Annotated in this window: 14 protein-coding genes; 7 read left to right on the forward strand and 7 right to left on the reverse strand. The window is 62.9% G+C overall.

Annotated features, from left to right (window positions below; translation table 11 throughout):
- Positions 1-19 precede the first annotated feature (19 nt).
- Together L2Y97_RS21470 and L2Y97_RS21475 are read left to right on the forward strand one after the other, a co-directional pair.
- Positions 20-922 (forward strand): LysR family transcriptional regulator, encoded by a 903-nt coding sequence (locus L2Y97_RS21470; RefSeq protein ID WP_247430819.1) that lies wholly within the window; start codon positions 20-22, stop codon positions 920-922.
- A 138-nt stretch (positions 923-1060) separates the two neighbouring features.
- A complete protein-coding gene (locus tag L2Y97_RS21475; RefSeq protein WP_247430822.1) occupies positions 1061-1831 on the forward strand; it encodes a DNA/RNA non-specific endonuclease in 771 nt (256 codons plus the stop codon).
- A gap of 35 nt (positions 1832-1866) precedes the next feature.
- Here the strand turns inward: L2Y97_RS21475 and L2Y97_RS21480 are convergent, their stop codons facing one another.
- The 5 genes from L2Y97_RS21480 to L2Y97_RS21500 form a co-directional block, all read right to left on the reverse strand.
- Complete coding sequence (locus tag L2Y97_RS21480; protein ID WP_247430825.1) at positions 1867-2154, reverse strand: hypothetical protein; 288 nt, start codon at positions 2152-2154, stop codon at positions 1867-1869.
- Positions 2155-2233: 79 nt separating this feature from the next.
- Positions 2234-3973 (reverse strand): ATP-binding protein, encoded by a 1740-nt coding sequence (locus tag L2Y97_RS21485; protein ID WP_247430827.1) that lies wholly within the window; start codon positions 3971-3973, stop codon positions 2234-2236.
- A gap of 254 nt (positions 3974-4227) precedes the next feature.
- Positions 4228-5010, reverse strand: a complete 783-nt coding sequence (locus L2Y97_RS21490) for an SIR2 family protein (protein ID WP_247430829.1) — start codon at positions 5008-5010, stop codon at positions 4228-4230.
- Positions 5011-5062: 52 nt separating this feature from the next.
- A complete protein-coding gene (locus L2Y97_RS21495) occupies positions 5063-6100 on the reverse strand; it encodes a L,D-transpeptidase (RefSeq protein ID WP_247430832.1) in 1038 nt (345 codons plus the stop codon).
- Positions 6097-7344, reverse strand: a complete 1248-nt coding sequence (locus L2Y97_RS21500; RefSeq protein WP_247430835.1) for an FAD-dependent oxidoreductase — start codon at positions 7342-7344, stop codon at positions 6097-6099. The genes L2Y97_RS21495 and L2Y97_RS21500 overlap by 4 nt, the downstream gene beginning before the upstream one ends.
- Before the next feature lie 102 nt (positions 7345-7446).
- Here L2Y97_RS21500 and L2Y97_RS21505 point away from each other — a divergent pair, with 102 nt between their 5' ends.
- The 5 genes from L2Y97_RS21505 (at position 7447) to L2Y97_RS21525 (ending at position 11328) form a co-directional block, all read left to right on the forward strand.
- Entirely contained in the window at positions 7447-8106 is a 660-nt protein-coding gene (locus L2Y97_RS21505; RefSeq protein WP_247430837.1) for a glutathione S-transferase family protein, read from the forward strand.
- A gap of 12 nt (positions 8107-8118) precedes the next feature.
- Entirely contained in the window at positions 8119-8817 is a 699-nt protein-coding gene (locus L2Y97_RS21510) for a DUF899 family protein (RefSeq protein ID WP_247430840.1), read from the forward strand.
- 49 nt (positions 8818-8866) lie between these two features.
- Entirely contained in the window at positions 8867-9475 is a 609-nt protein-coding gene (locus tag L2Y97_RS21515; RefSeq protein WP_247430843.1) for a helix-turn-helix transcriptional regulator, read from the forward strand.
- A 92-nt stretch (positions 9476-9567) separates the two neighbouring features.
- Positions 9568-9888: a metalloregulator ArsR/SmtB family transcription factor gene (locus L2Y97_RS21520; RefSeq protein WP_247430846.1), complete on the forward strand. Its 321-nt coding sequence runs from the start codon at positions 9568-9570 to the stop codon at positions 9886-9888.
- A gap of 36 nt (positions 9889-9924) precedes the next feature.
- Entirely contained in the window at positions 9925-11328 is a 1404-nt protein-coding gene (locus L2Y97_RS21525) for a DUF2867 domain-containing protein (protein ID WP_247430849.1), read from the forward strand.
- A gap of 3 nt (positions 11329-11331) precedes the next feature.
- Here the strand turns inward: L2Y97_RS21525 and L2Y97_RS21530 are convergent, their stop codons facing one another.
- Together L2Y97_RS21530 and L2Y97_RS21535 are read right to left on the reverse strand one after the other, a co-directional pair.
- On the reverse strand, positions 11332-12897 hold the full coding sequence (locus tag L2Y97_RS21530) for a methyl-accepting chemotaxis protein (RefSeq protein WP_247430851.1): 1566 nt from the start codon (positions 12895-12897) through the stop codon (positions 11332-11334).
- A gap of 74 nt (positions 12898-12971) precedes the next feature.
- A complete protein-coding gene (locus tag L2Y97_RS21535) occupies positions 12972-14804 on the reverse strand; it encodes a GGDEF domain-containing protein (RefSeq protein WP_247430854.1) in 1833 nt (610 codons plus the stop codon).
- Positions 14805-14812 lie beyond the last annotated feature (8 nt).

Below are 14812 nucleotides of genomic sequence, written 5' to 3' on the forward strand. Positions count from 1 at the left end.
ACTTACCGCGAACGCAACGATGAACATCACGCTCGACGAGATCCAGAACTTCATCGCCGTGGTCGATACCGGCTCGATCACCAGCGCCGCCCAACAACTCGACCAGACCGTGTCGGCCGCCAGCCGCACGCTGGGGCGGCTGGAACAGAAGCTGCAGACCACGTTGATCCGCCGCACGACGAGGCGCATTGAGCTGACCGACGAAGGCGAAGCGTTCCTCGAGCGCGCCCGGGATATCGTCGCGGCGGTAGAGGGTGCCGAGGAAGCCATGGCGACACGGCGTGCGCGGCCAGCGGGTCGCCTGCGCGTCGATGCGGCCACACCGTTCATGCTGCACGTGGTGGCACCGCTTGTGGCGGGTTACCGCGAGCGCTTCCCCGATGTGGAGCTGGAGCTGCATACCAGCGAGGGTTACATCGATCTGCTCGAACGCCGTACGGATGTGGCGCTGCGCATCGGCCGCCTGAAGGATTCGACGCTGCACGCCAAGCCGATCGGCAGTAGCCGGATACGTTTGTTCGCCAGCCCGGCGTATCTGGAGAAGCACGGCACGCCACGCAAGGTCGCCGACCTGGCTTCGCATGCCCTACTGGGTTTCACCGAGCCGGATTCACTCAACGACTGGCCGCTGCTCGATACGCAGCGCCAGCCCGTGCACATCAAGCCCACGATTTCATCGTCCAGCGGCGAGACATTGCGTCATCTGGCCTTGGGCGGTAACGGCATCGTCTGCCTTTCCGATTTCATGACCTGGGAAGACCGCGAGGCGGGCCGCTTGGTGGAGGTGCTGGCGAAGCAAAACATCGAGCATCGCCAGCCGATCAATGCGGTGTACTACCGCAACACCGCGATTTCCGCGCGCATCGCATCGTTCGTGAATTACCTTGCCGATGCGATAGGCGAAAACGGCTTCGATCGCTGAACAAACGATTGATAAGTGCATAAGCGTGACCGCGGTCGCACTTCATCGCGTACATGTTGGCCCCAACCGTCACATGAACATGGCACCTTGTCCGGGCTCGCGAACAGGGGACTCCGCGTCCATTTGGGGAACAGCACCATGTTCAAACGCCATGCGCGCGCATTTTGCGCCGTCGTCGTCTTTGTGCTCGCCGGTGCGGCACATGCCTCCGAGTCATCGTGCCCGCAGTTGTTCCAGGGGTCGCAGGCACCCGACCTGATCGATACATCACTTGCCGAGCGCACCACCACGCTTTGCTTCAACGCGTACTCGCTCATTGCATCCGGCGTCACCAAGGGCCCGCTGTGGTCCGCCGAACACCTCACCGCGCAGCAGATCGACGATGCGCAGAACACGCCGCGCAAGGATGCGTTCCACGCGGAAACCGGGATACCGGAAGAGGATCGCTCCGAACTCGCCGATTACAAAGGCAGCGGCTACGACCGTGGCCACATGACACCCAGTGGTGATGAACCCAATGCGACGGCGCAGCGCGAGAGCTTTTCGCTGGCGAACATGGTGCCGCAGAACCACACACTGAACACCGGCAAGTGGGAGCGGATCGAGACCAGCCTGCGCAACATGGTGCTGGATGATGGTGAGATTTACGTTGTGACAGGGCCGGGATTTGACGGCGCCACGCCGGATACCATCGGCGACGACGCCGTCGTGGTGCCGAATTACACGTGGAAGGCGATCTACGATCCCGCGGCCGGTGGTGCAGCGGCGTGGCGTTGTACGAATGTGGATACACCTGTGTGCACGGTGGTGTCGATCGAGGACATCACGGACGAGACCGGCGTGGATCCATTCCCGGCACTAAGCGCCAGCATCAAGGCAAATCCAATTTCGTTGCCATTACCTAATTGAACCGTTTCGTGAGGGTGGGTGCGTGCACCCCACCCTCATTTTTCTGCCTTCGTATCGAAGACCGCCATCGTTTCAGCTTTATCTAGGACCGACTCTAATTCTTTGACGGACAGGCCCTCTGCATGAACAACCGTTCCATCCGTTAGAGTCACAATGACCTTCCGGCTCGCCTTCGATCGAATCCACGCGACAGTAACCGCCGCAATTGAGGCCCAAGGAACGGCTCCGGACGCCGCGTACAATATCTCACTCGCCGCGCTCGCCATCGGAGCGGCGGAAAACGTGAGAATCTCGTCATGGCGAATTGCCTCTGCATCGAGCATCGAACGAAATTGCTCTCGGCTAGACCGAAACAAGATTAATCTGATCACTCCTTTACCCCCTCGCAAGAATCTCCTGTGCTCATTGCCTAGATTGACTCCGAAGCGACTCCACTGCGGCTACAAGCGCGTCAGCGCTCGGCGCCCGCGCTCCCCATTCCTTCCAGAAATCGCGAGTTGCGCTATCCGGAGCTACCTGCGGCACATCAAGCTTAATCCTTGTAGGCAGAAGAACCGCGTCGCCCAGTAGAAGCGCCTCGCCCGTATCCAGGAGCGGCAGGAAACTCGTCAGACCAGCGAGAGAGTCGGGCATCAGCCGCTTAATTACTGCCTGATCTGTGTCATTCGTTAGTCTCAATGATAGGAAATTATTGCATTGACTAAGTATCGTCCTGCTCACGTCCGACGGCCTCTGGCTAACCACGAGCAGTGAGAATCCGTACTTTCTCCCTTCCTTCGCTATTCGCTCGAATACCTGCAATGCCTGCCGTTGAACCACATCCGCATCGTCTCTAGTCGGCAAGTATAGGTGCGCCTCATCGCATAAGAGGGTTACTGGCGTCCTCGCCGAGGGCTGCATCCAAAATTGAATGTCGTACAGCAGCCTTGCGAAGGTGCCGGTAACAACCGGAAGGACATCCGACGGGACCTCAGAGAAGTCAATAACCTTTATACCGCGCGGCTCGCTCGTGAGAAGCATCTTCGCAACGTCTGACAGCCACTCGTACTCGTTCACTCGACCCGGCGGAGCAAACATAAATCCGTACCGGCGATCCTCAAGCTTTGCTTCTAGTCGAGATATGAATCGAGTCAGTTTGTCTTCCCACTCACCCTTAACAGGCTGATTCGTCTTGCCAACTCCCTTTTCCGTATTGTCCTTAGTGAGCAAGGCGACAAGCTCCCTAATGTCGTACGGGATAGGAGAGTCGACCGTAAACGTTCGAAGGACATCCTCTCTCTTCTCCTTTGCAAGGGTGTCGCCTTTCAGCTTCCTCACATGGCTTGTAAATCGAGATGCTTGATTCGGTGCATTCTGGTCACTTCGATCTAGAATCATTGAAAGCATCTCATCCCGATTCAGCAACCAGTAGGGTAGAAAGATCACATCGTCGGCGTCTTTTCCAATATCGCCAGGTCCAGCAATGCGAAATCTCCGGGCGATAGGCTTATCAGAATGCGCAAGCGGCGTGTACTCCCCATGCATATCTAGCACTACGATATTCGGATATTTCAGTCTCGCCGCCTTCTCGAGAATTAACGCGACCGCCCAGCTTTTTCCAGACCCGGTACTACCTAATATTGCGGCGTGTCGCTGGAAAAACTTATCCCCATTGATGATTGCATCGGCGGTTGCATCAATGACAAATCGCCCAATCTTCAGCCGCTCTTCTGGCTCGAAGCCCTCACCCAAGATCCCCATGAATCTCTGAAGATTGGCTGCATCAATTATGAAGCAGTCTCTGTCAATCTGTGGAAAGCTATCCGCCCCCCTCTTGAATGTGTTTGCATTCGTCCCGTCAACGGAACGATATATCCCGATCAACGCGGCTTGAATTGCATCCACCGTCACCAAATCCAGACTCGGGTCCTCGGAGTCGTCCGATGGAGACGCCAGGCCCTCTCGAAGAGAGCGTGTTACGCGTTCGGTGATCGCTATTAGAAGCTCGGACTCTGTTGCACCTCTGATTGCGATGAGCTGGCCAATTCCGACCCGCGTCAGAAGATCTGAGTTACTAACGGATATCGAGACACGGCTCGTGTCTACTGCATCAACAACGCCAACCTTGCTCTCGTCGGCAAATTGGAGCGCAACCTCTTTCATGGCTCAAGGACCTCGGTTATGAATGACTTTAGGCTCCACAGATCGACACCTTCTAAGAAAGCGATCTCTCCGTCACGAATGATTTCGGTTCCGTCAATTCCATCCACTCGCGCCGCACTTAGCGCAGTAACTCGCCTGCAATTGATCGCGAGCGTGCGCGCGTTCTCTGACAGTGTTTGAGTGAGCATGATCGACGGGATGCCTGCCTCGATGCGAGGCCGCAAATGAGTCTCCAAGTGATCGTCGTTAAAGCCTTACCCAATAATAAGAAACCGGGCCGCACGATCGATTGCAGTGTTAGCTCTATCACGGTGCTTATCGAACGGGCTCTCGTAGCCATTTCTAAATTTATTGAGGCCTGGAGTGATAATTAGGCGCGGCGCGTCGACCGCTATACTGACTCGACGTGGTTCGCCAGCAATCTGATACCAGTCGAGACTTCCATGGGGCTTGAACAGCGTAATTCGCTGTTTGTAGACGAGAACTGGAATCTTCGAGCGCAGAACGAGCTCGCGGCATAGCCCCATTCTGCTTTCACGCTCATCGAGGCGGCCGACAATCGAGCCAGCGAACATGGTATCTACGCCTACGCCCGCGTACTCGGTCGCGTACTCAATCAGCCGATCGTAGTTTGTCGTAACAACGGGAATTCCCGTCGCCGGCTTTACGAGATGCCCGAGTAGCCGAGTAAACGCTAGCTCTCGGCCCTCTGCCACGACCTGCTGCAACACTCTAGCCTCTGCCTCAGCGATGTACGCTGCTGTAAGGCGCACTATGTGAGCTTCAAGTGTTGCCGTGGGAGGACTTTTCAGCAGCGCTGCTTCTAACCCGAGGTCCTTGAGGAGGGGCGCGATATTATCCCAAGCTACTCGATCTTCGGCATCCAGATCTTTGCCGATGTGAGCACTAAGAAACGACGCAAGCGCCCCCATGCTTGGCAATCCCTCGGCACACGACAAGCCCGACCCGATGACGACCATTAACCCATCGCCAAGCGACTGCTGAAGGTGTTTCTTGATGTCGTGAAGATCCGGCATCCACATCCCTGCATGCGCCCCATTCGCCTCGATGCTAAATCAGAACTTGATATTAAGGCGCGCGTTCCGGTGGGTTGGAATCGATGACCTGGAGTTTGGGCCCGGTAGTGGAGGGCAGGATGCGCTCGTCGGTGGCGAGCAGCACATCGCCGGGCTTCAGCTCGGGCAGGATCTTTTCCATGAACTCACGCGGTGCCGCGACACGGTCGGCAAGCGCCTCATCCACCACCTTGCCGGCTTCGTCACCGTGGCCGGGAATGCCGATGGTGATCCAGTTGGGCATGCGCAGGCCTTCGCGGGTGGCCGAGTTGGCCATGTAACCCTGCGAGACGATATAGGCATGCGTGCCGACAAGCGGGTTGCTCACCTCGACTTTCGCGCGGCCGATCTCGATGCCGTTGCGCAGCACGATCACGCGCTGGTCGGGCACGCTGAGCACCATGGAGATCGGACCGGTGGGTGATGCTTCCGGGTTCCAGCTGTACATCGAGCCGTTCATCAACGGCGCGACGGTCAGATCCTTGCCATTGCGCGGATCGATGGGAATCACCGCGCTGGGGTGAACCACGGTGACCGGTGCCGTGCCTTCTTCGGCCACGACCACGGTCATGCCCATGTTGGTGGCTTCGAACAACAGCTTCGCGAACTCGGTGGGCATGTGCACGCAACCGTGCGATTCCGGATAGCCGGGCAAGCCGCCCGCGTGCAGGGCCACGCCATCCCAGGTCAGGCGCTGCTGGTAGGGCATGGGCGCAGCGTTGTACACGTTGGACTTGTGGTCCTTGTCCTTCTGCAGGATCGTGAACACACCGGTCGGCGTCTCATGGCCTTTCTTACCCGTGCTCACCGTGGTCACGCCAACAAGGATGCCGTTGCGATAGGCGTAAGCCTTCTGCTCGGTGAGGCTCACGATCACCGCCATCGGGCCCGGCGCCATGGGCGCGCCACCCCATATCCACTCACCCGGCTTCAGTGCCGAGGGTGGCGTATCAGCGGGGCTGGATTGCTTCGCACCCCACGAGGGCACGGCAGCACTGGCGGTGGTGGCCATGGCCAGGAACAAAGCCAGGCTGGCGAGCAGGCGGGTCATGCGGAAACTCCCTGGGTGCTTTGGGCGTCGAGGTTACCTTCATCGGCCGGCGGATGGCTTTCAGCCAAAGGTATGGTGCGCCGGTGGCCCGCCTCGCCGGTAAGGATGCTGAGCATGGCTTGCCGTGCACCCGGGGCGCGGCCCAGCGGCCCGAACACGGCATCGCGGCACCATCCGAGGGCGGTGTAGTCGGACTGGAACAGGGGCGTGAGCCAGCGGCTCATGCGCTGGTAGATGCGCACGTGGGCATGTCTCTCGCGGCGGTAGGCCTTGAGTGCCTTGCTGAGCGATGCATGCGCCGCCAGTGCGTCGGCGAGCGCGGCCGCATCGAGCAACGCCATGTTCACGCCCTGGCCCAACTGCGGGCTCATGGCATGGGCGGCGTCGCCGATCACGACCAGGCGCTCATGGTGTGGCGCCTTCAGCAGCACATCGCGATAGCGGGCGCGGTTGAGCTGGTCAGCACGTTGCAGGTGTGCCAGATGCGGTGAGATCTCCGGCCAGATGCCATGGACGGTTTCCTTCATCGCCGCGACGGCCGCGTCGTCGAACGCCTCAACGGCCGTGCCCGGCAGGCTCCAGTAGAACGTGACCCATTGGCCGTCATGGCCAGGGCGCGTGCCCGCCGGCAGCATGCCGATCATGGCGCGCGTGCCGGCGTAACGCTGCAACAGGGTATGCGGCGAGGGCCAGTCGTCGATGCGCAGCAGGCACCACACCGCGCCCCACGGATACAGGGCGGCGCGACGAACGTTGCCCGTGCAGTGCGGCCGCAGCGCGGAGTGGGCGCCATCGGCGGCCACCACCAGGTCGAACGGGCCATGTTCGGTGCCGGCATCGTCCCTGAGCGTGTGCGTCGCGGGGTCGTAGCTTTCGATACGCACGCCGGTGCGCACGCTCGCCGCTTCCGCATGTGCGCCACGCAGCAACTCGAATAGCGCGCCGCGTGTCATGCCCAGGCCGAAACACCCTTCGCGCCGGTCACGGTAGCGCATGGCCATGACCGCACGGCCTCGCGGCGTGCAGCCGTGCAGCTCATCGATACGCTGGCCCAGCGCCTGGGCCTTGTCCGCCAGCCCCAGCCGGCACAACACGGCCAGCCCGGTCGGCTGTAGGAGGAAACCCGCGCCTACCGGCCCCAGCGACGGGCTCTTCTCGAAAACGGTAACCTCATGCCCTTGCCCGGCGAGCAGGATGGCACTGGCCTGCCCCGCCGTTCCGTAGCCCACGATCGCGATCTTCATGGTTCCTCCGTGTCGTGCCGAGCATAGCAAGGCGGTTTGTCGAAAACGCCACGGCCCGTTCGACGAAGGAGGAGAGCCCACGTTCGTAGCGAGGAACTGCCCGTGACGCTGAAGCTGTACGCCCACCCCTTCTCGTCGTACTGCCAGAAGGCGCTGGTTGCCCTGTACGAAAACGGCACGGCGTTCGACTGGAAGATGCTTTCGCCGGATCACCCGGAGATTTACGCGGAGTTCGCCGATCTTTGGCCGCTCAAGCGGTTTCCGGTGCTGGTGGATGGCAAGCGGGTGGTGACCGAGGCCAGCACCATCATCGAGTACCTGCAGCTCTATCATCCCGGCCCGGCGCCCATGCTGCCGGCCGATCCGAAGGCGGCCCTCGATGTGCGCAGCCTGGACCGGTTCTTCGACAACTACATTTCCACGCCCCTGCAGGCCGTCGTCGGCAACGCGCTGCGCCCGGGCCATGAGCACGATGCCTATGGGGTGAAGCAATCGACCTGCATGCTCGATGTCGCCTACGCCTGGCTGGACCATTACATGGAGGCCCGCACCTGGGCCGTGGGCGAGGCCTTCAGCCTGGCCGACTGCGGTGCCGCACCTTCGCTGTTCTACGCCGACTGGACGCACCCGATCGATCCCGCGTTCGCCCACGTGCATGCGTACCGCCGGCGCCTCCTTGCACGCCCTTCGTTCGCCCGGGCCGTGGACGAGGCCCGCCCTTATCGCGCGCTATTCCCCCTTGGCGCGCCCGACCGCGACTAACAGGAGTACCCCATGAGTGCACAACCCCTGATTCCTGCCGCCGAACTGGCCGCGCGCAGCCCCATGCGCATGCCGAATGAAAGCGCGGCTTATCGTGCCGCACGCACGGCCCTGCTTGCCGAAGAAATCGAGCTTCGCCGGCAAATCGAGCGCGTGGCGGAGCAGCGCCGCGCGCTGCCGCCGGGCGGCGAAGTCATTGGCGACTACCAGTTCATCGGAGCGGACGGCCCGGTCGATTTCGCGGGGCTGTTCGGCGACAAGCAGACCCTGGTGACCTACAGCTGGATGTTTGGCCCACAGCGCGAAAAGCCCTGCCCCATGTGTACCTCGCTGCTGTCGTCATGGGATGGCGAGGCGCGCGATGTCGAACAGAACGTGGCGCTGGTGGTGATTTCGCGCTCGCCGCTGGAGCGCATGCAGGCCTTTGCACGCTCGCGTGGCTGGCAGCACCTGCGCTTCTTCACCGATACCAACGGCAACTTCAGCCGCGACTACTACGCGCTCGACCAGGGCAACGATATCCCGGCGTTCAACGTGTTCACCCGCCGCGATGGCACGGTGCGTCATTTCTGGGCAGGTGAGATGAACTTCGATACATCGGACCCAGGGCAGGACCCACGCGGCGCGCCGGACCTGATGCCGTTGTGGACGATCCTCGACAGCACGCCGGAGGGCCGGAAGCCCGATTGGTACCCGAAGCTGGACTACTGAGCGAGACAACCGGCTGGACAAAAAATCTCGCCATGGGATCATCCGGGGCATGCCTGATTCGCTTGCCCCGTTTATCCCTGTCGCCGACGCGGTGGCCGCACTACTGAAGCCCCACGCCGAGGTCGTCGTGCACGACCTTGGCAACGGCACGATCCGGCACATCGCCAATCGCCTGTCGCGGCGCGCGGTGGGCGATCCGTCGCTAAACGATATCGGCGAGTTGCCAGCGGCCGATGACACCGTGATCGGGCCCTATCCCAAGACGAACGCGGATGGCCGCCCGATGAAATCGGTGACGGCCGTCCTGCGTGACGGCCGCGGCAAGCCGACGGGCCTGATGTGCATCAACCTCGATGTATCGATGTTCGCCGCGATGCAGGGCACGCTGAAGGACTTCCTGCGCTTCGCCGACGATGCACCACGGCCGGCGGCACTGTTTCGCGAAGACTGGCGCGAGGAGGTCAACGACCTGGTCGGCCAGTTCCTCGGTGAGCGTGGCACCAGCCTCGCGGCGCTGGAACTTTCCGAGCGTGAGGCCCTGGTGCGTGTGCTCGCGTCGCGTGGATTGTTCGATATACGCCACGCCGCGAACTACATTGCCCAGGTGCTCGGCGTATCGCGCGCCACCCTGTACAAGACGCTCAAGGCGGTTCGTTGACCTGAGCCGGCTGCCCGGAAACGCCGGGCACTTGACGGGAACGGCGATACGCGCTTAGATAATTAGCAACTTTGCTAACTAACGAAGCATACATGGCCATCGACCAGGTCTTCGAAGCCCTCGCCTCCCGGCCACGCCGGGAAATCCTCGCCTACCTCTCGGCCACCGAGATGACCGCCGGTGAGATCGCCAGCCGCTTCGACATGAGTGCGCCCTCCATTTCCCGGCACCTTTCCGTGCTGGAAAGCGCAGGCCTGGTGAGCAGTGAGAAGCGCGGGCAATACGTGGTTTACCAGCTCAACCGCGACAGCCTGGTCAACACGCTTACCGGCTTCGCCTTCGAGATCTGCCCGGTGGGCAAGCCACTCAAGCGCGAATCACGCCGTATCGCCGCGAAGAAGACCACGGGCTAAGCGGCGCAGCGCGCCATCGGAAAGGGAGGGGTTTCCATGTCGTACCGTTCGCATGCCACCGCATCGTTTCCATCGGCCACCATCACGCCCGCGCAGGGTGGGTTGCCGGTCGAGGTGAACCTGATTGCCCAGCTGGGCCACGGCGCGGGCAGCCAGCTTGTCGCTTCGGCCCAGGCCCGCCAGCGCGCCCATCCCTCCTTCATCGATGAGCTGGATGAGCCTTCCGCCCAGCTGGGCGGCATGCACCTGGCGCAGGGTGATACCACGTCGCTGTACACCTTCGCTGTCGGCGCCAAGGGCCACCCGTTCCATCGCCATGCCGGCCATCGCGTCTTTACGGCGGTATCCGGCAGCGGCGGGGCCCTGCTCCGCTTCAGCACGGCCACGGCGGACGACCTCGCGGCCGACCCTGCGAACTTCGCCCGCTTGCTACGCCACGTGAGCATTCCGCCCGATTGCCTGTTCACCGTGCGCTTTGGCGGCGGCACCTGGCACCAGTTCCTGCCGCTGAACCCGCGCAGCCAGCACCCCGCGTTCTTCGCCTTGTCCTGCCACACCAACGAACTGGGCGGTGAGCTCGACCCGGCATTGCGCCAGAAGGTGATGGATGGGGAAGCAAGCATCCCCGCCCTGACCGAGGTGCTACCGGCCGCCGTCCAGGCGTGGATGGCGCACACGCCGCCCGATCAGCTGCACGTTCCGCTCATGGCGCTGGCGCTCGAGGCCGCGCCGGATTCGTTGCAGGTAAAGCTGTGCGGCTTCGCACGGCGTATCGTCGGCACGTTGCGCGCGAGGCTTGCTGCACTCGGCCACGCGGGTGGCTTCCTGCGCGAGACGCTGGGTTGGCAGACGGTGGTTGAGCTCGATGGGCCCGACCCGGATTCCCTGCTCCATGCGGAGCTGGCAGAGGGCTTCGACCACGAAGATGCATTTCGGCTGGCGGTATCGCAGCGCCAGCCATGTGGCGTGCGTGCCGAGATACTGCTTGCCGACGTGCTCGAGGGTTTCGTCAACGATCCACCACGCGGTGTCTCGCATTTGATGGCGCTGCGCAATGCACTGGTGAAGCCGCTTGGCTTGCGCACCTCGCATCTGGGTTGCCCGGTGTCCTCGCTGCTTGGGCCGGTGGATAAGCATGTCTTTGCCGGCCGCTTCCCGGTGCATACGCAATACGTCTCCCCCGATGGCTCGTACGCCCAGGTCATCCTTGGCGCGAACGATCGGCACCTGCGCTTCCGCTCGTGTGTCGCCGTGCGGATCACCGATGGCCGCGTCGACGTGTCCATGGGCACTCGCGTTCGCTGCCATAACGCGTTCGGGCGCCTGTACATCCGCGCCATCCGTGGCGTGCACCGGCGCTACGTCAGCCCGGCGATGATGCGGCGGGCAGTCGCATATGCGTTGCCCGCGCATACGCTTCACAAGGCGGCATGGACGTAAGCGTCAGGCGGCTTCCAGCGTGAAATAAGCCACTTCGCGGCGAAGGATCTCAGCGCTTTCGCGCATGGCCCGGCTGGCCGAGGCGGCCTGCTCCACCAGGGCGGCGTTCTCGCGGGTGGTTTCGTCGATGATGACGATGGCGCCATTGACGCGTTCGATGCCCTGGGTCTGGCCATGCGTGGCCGCCATGACGTCGGCGACCATGGCCGAGAGCGCGCCGACGCGTTCGCCGATGCCGGACAGGACCGCGCCGGCGCGATCGACCGAGGCGACACCGGCCTGCACGGCCTCGTCGCTGGCACCGATCAATGCACGGATATCCCGTGCGGCCATGCCGCAGCGTTGTGCCAGTTCGCGCACTTCATGGGCGACCACCGCGAAGCCGCGGCCATGCTCGCCCGCGCGGGCGGCTTCTACCGCCGCGTTCAACGCCAGCAGGTTGGTCTGGAAGGCCACCTGGTCCACGAGATCGAGCACCTCGCCCATGCGTTCACTGGTCTGGCGGATGGCGCGCATGTTCTCCACCGCATCCATCGCCACCCGGTGGCCTTCGTCGGTCATCGTGCGCGCTTCCATGACGGCCTGGTTGGCGGCCGTGGCATGACCGAGTCCACCACGTACGGCTTCGGCCATGTCGCGCATGGAGGTCGAGGTGTGTTCGAGGTGTTCGGCCTGCGTGCGCGTGCGGTCGTTCAATGCATCGTTACCGCGTGCAATGCCGCTAGCGGCGCTGGCAACGTGATCGGCACGATCGCGGACCTGCACCACGACGTTGCCGAGCTGCGCATCCATCGCGGACAACGAGGACAGGAGCTGACCAATCTCATCATCGCGGCCCACATCGATCGCCGTGCCCAGTGAACCACGCGCGATCGCTGCGGCGACCCCGGTGGCCTGGCGGAGGCGACGGTGCAGCGAACGAATGATGGCGATATCGACGACACTGGCGAGCAGCAGCGCGATAGCCAGAAGCACGGCGGAAAGGACGGCACCGTGGCTCACCGCGGCCTGCTGCGCATCCGCCTCCGCCTTGCCACCGGCGAGCGCCAGCTGGAACAGGTTGGAGAAGTCACTCTTCAGCGGACCCACCGCCGACTGCACGTCGTTGGAGAGCTGCAGCGGCGCGATCTCGTACTGCTCCGCCTTCAACAATTCGACCACCCCATCGACAGCGGCATCGGCCGCCTTGCGATGCTCGGCCGCGAGGGCCACCAGCTTCTTCTGTTGTTGGCCAAGTCCGCTGGCTTCCAGTTCCTTCCACTGTTTGTCGATGTCGTGCCGGTTCGCGCCAATCGCCGTCACCGCGTCGTCGGTGGCGGACGGCAGCTTGGCGAGCGTGGCGTGCACCAGCGCGTCGAGCAGGTCGTTGTAGTCGTTCTGGATGTGGCCGACGGCGGCGACCGGGGCCAGGGTTTCGCCGACCACCGATTGCAAACGGGCGTTGGCCTGGCGCAGTTGCACGCCGCCGACGATCCACAGGGCGAGTAGCAACAGGATCGTACCGGCAAGGCGGAGGGCGAGACGGGTGCGAAGCGTCAGCGTGGGCAAGGTGGCCTGGGGGAGGCGCATGGCGGTGCTCGGAGCGGTTGGGGATACCCCGGCATCGGCCGCAAATTCGGCAACTTTAGCGCCGACTCGCAAAATTACTCTTTTATTTCAGTGAGTTGAATTCTTCGTGGCGCGAGGATGTCGGCATCGTTTCGCCACTCGACCACGTGCATGCCGAGCTGCGCATTCTTGGCCACGCGCTTGGCCGATGCGGCCAGGCTGGCGACCATTTCGGCATCGGCGGGGAACGCGTCACCGAAGCAGGCCACGCCGACGGCCACCGTGGTGATGGGGAAAAAGCGGCGGTGCCCGTGGCGGTCTTCGCTATCGATGCCGCCACGCACGCGGTCGCCTTCATCGAACAGCGCACCGGCACTTGCGTTGAAACGCTGACGCATGGCATCGCAGCGCGCAGGCCAGTCCATGCCCTGAAACACCACCATGAAATCGTCGCCACCGATGTGGCCGACGAAGTCTGCGTCCTGGCGCAGGTCACCCGTGAGCACGCCGGCCAGCAACCGGATCATTTCATCGCCACGGAAGTAGCCGTACTGGTCGTTGAAGGGTTTGAAGTTATCCAGATCGAAGTAGGCAACCGCGAAGGGGCGCGCCGCCTGTAGCAAGCGGTGGATATGTTCGGTGACCGGGAGGTTGCCCGGCAGGAAGGTCAACGGGTTCGCATAACGCGCCGCCTCCACCCTGATTTCAGTGACACGACGCACGAGCGATTCGCCAGTCCCCAGGCCGAGATACATCCCGCCCGACGTGATGACGAATCCATCGCTGAGGTAACGCTGGTCTTCGCCACGCAGGATATCGGCCATGCTCTGCAACGGCATGTCCTCCGGGCAAACCAGGGGCTCGGCGTGCATGAAACTCGTGCAGGGCTTGCGGCCATACAGCTCCCGCGCGAACGGCTGCGCCATGCGTTCGGTAAAGGTGCGGCGGTTGATGATGCCGACGGGTACGCCGGCATCCACCACCGCCACGGCGTGCAGACGGGGATGTGCGACGAAGATGTCGGCCACGTCATCGTTGCTTTGCCGGGGGGCAACCGGCGGCGCTTCCACCAGCATATGCCCTGCGGTGAATGGCCGGGCCGACACCGGGCCGACCGGTTGTGGCGGCACAGGTACGTGCGTGCGTGCAAAGGCGCTGGCCAGGTGTTCCGCAATATCGCCGGCCGGCTCGCTGGAGGGCCGTGCTATGAGAAAGCCTTGTGCATACGGAATGCCAAGCTCGCGCAGCATGCGCAAGTCGGCCTCGTCCTCCACGCCCTCGCCGACCAGGTCAGCACCCAGCGTCTCCGCCACCGAACACAACGCGCGGACGATGGCGAGCCGCTCGGCACTGCTGGCCAGACCGTTGATCAGGTAGCGATCGATCTTCACCACCTCGGGGTGGATCTCGTTCCACATCTCGAAATTCGAATGGCCGTTGCCGAAGTCGTCCAGTGCGATGCGCACGCCGCGCGCACGCAGGAAGCCCAGCGCGTGTGCAAGCCGGGCGGCGTTCTCCACGATGTCACGCTCAGTAAGTTCGATGGTGACGCGGCCAAGATCGAGCCCCGGCACCGAGAGCGCCGCGATGACGTCATCGGCACCCAGGCCTTCGTGCATCACCGCCTGCGCGCTCAGGTTCACCAGTAGCCGGCCCGGCAGACCAAGCGCAACGAACCGCTCGGCGACGCGATGCGCGGCCATGAGTTCGAACTCGCCCAGCCGCCCGCGGGCGCGCGCCAGATCGAGCAGATCGGTAGGGGTGAGTTCCAGCTGCGGCGCGGCGCAACGGATCAACCCTTCATAGGCCACCACCTCGCCATCATCCACGCGGATGACCGGCTGGAACACGGCCGATAGCGCCGCGCCGGAGAGCACTTGCTCGATCGGCGACGGTTCGCGGTTGGCAGGCGGCTGGCTGTTGGGCATGGCGGGAT

The sequence above is a fragment of the Luteibacter aegosomatissinici genome, from assembly GCF_023078495.1.
Classification (GTDB): domain Bacteria; phylum Pseudomonadota; class Gammaproteobacteria; order Xanthomonadales; family Rhodanobacteraceae; genus Luteibacter; species Luteibacter aegosomatissinici.

What these genes read in the sequence shown, in the direction of transcription:
- L2Y97_RS21470 (WP_247430819.1), top strand. Translation starts at nt 20, where the DNA reads ATGAACATCACGCTCGACGAGATCCAGAACTTCATCGCCGTGGTCGAT.
- L2Y97_RS21475 (WP_247430822.1), top strand. Translation starts at nt 1,061, where the DNA reads ATGTTCAAACGCCATGCGCGCGCATTTTGCGCCGTCGTCGTCTTTGTG.
- L2Y97_RS21480 (WP_247430825.1), bottom strand. Translation starts at nt 2,154, where the DNA reads ATGCTCGATGCAGAGGCAATTCGCCATGACGAGATTCTCACGTTTTCC.
- L2Y97_RS21485 (WP_247430827.1), bottom strand. Translation starts at nt 3,973, where the DNA reads ATGAAAGAGGTTGCGCTCCAATTTGCCGACGAGAGCAAGGTTGGCGTT.
- L2Y97_RS21490 (WP_247430829.1), bottom strand. Translation starts at nt 5,010, where the DNA reads ATGCCGGATCTTCACGACATCAAGAAACACCTTCAGCAGTCGCTTGGC.
- L2Y97_RS21495 (WP_247430832.1), bottom strand. Translation starts at nt 6,100, where the DNA reads ATGACCCGCCTGCTCGCCAGCCTGGCTTTGTTCCTGGCCATGGCCACC.
- L2Y97_RS21500 (WP_247430835.1), bottom strand. Translation starts at nt 7,344, where the DNA reads ATGAAGATCGCGATCGTGGGCTACGGAACGGCGGGGCAGGCCAGTGCC.
- L2Y97_RS21510 (WP_247430840.1), top strand. Translation starts at nt 8,119, where the DNA reads ATGAGTGCACAACCCCTGATTCCTGCCGCCGAACTGGCCGCGCGCAGC.
- L2Y97_RS21515 (WP_247430843.1), top strand. Translation starts at nt 8,867, where the DNA reads ATGCCTGATTCGCTTGCCCCGTTTATCCCTGTCGCCGACGCGGTGGCC.
- L2Y97_RS21520 (WP_247430846.1), top strand. Translation starts at nt 9,568, where the DNA reads ATGGCCATCGACCAGGTCTTCGAAGCCCTCGCCTCCCGGCCACGCCGG.
- L2Y97_RS21525 (WP_247430849.1), top strand. Translation starts at nt 9,925, where the DNA reads ATGTCGTACCGTTCGCATGCCACCGCATCGTTTCCATCGGCCACCATC.
- L2Y97_RS21530 (WP_247430851.1), bottom strand. Translation starts at nt 12,897, where the DNA reads ATGCGCCTCCCCCAGGCCACCTTGCCCACGCTGACGCTTCGCACCCGT.
- L2Y97_RS21535 (WP_247430854.1), bottom strand. Translation starts at nt 14,804, where the DNA reads ATGCCCAACAGCCAGCCGCCTGCCAACCGCGAACCGTCGCCGATCGAG.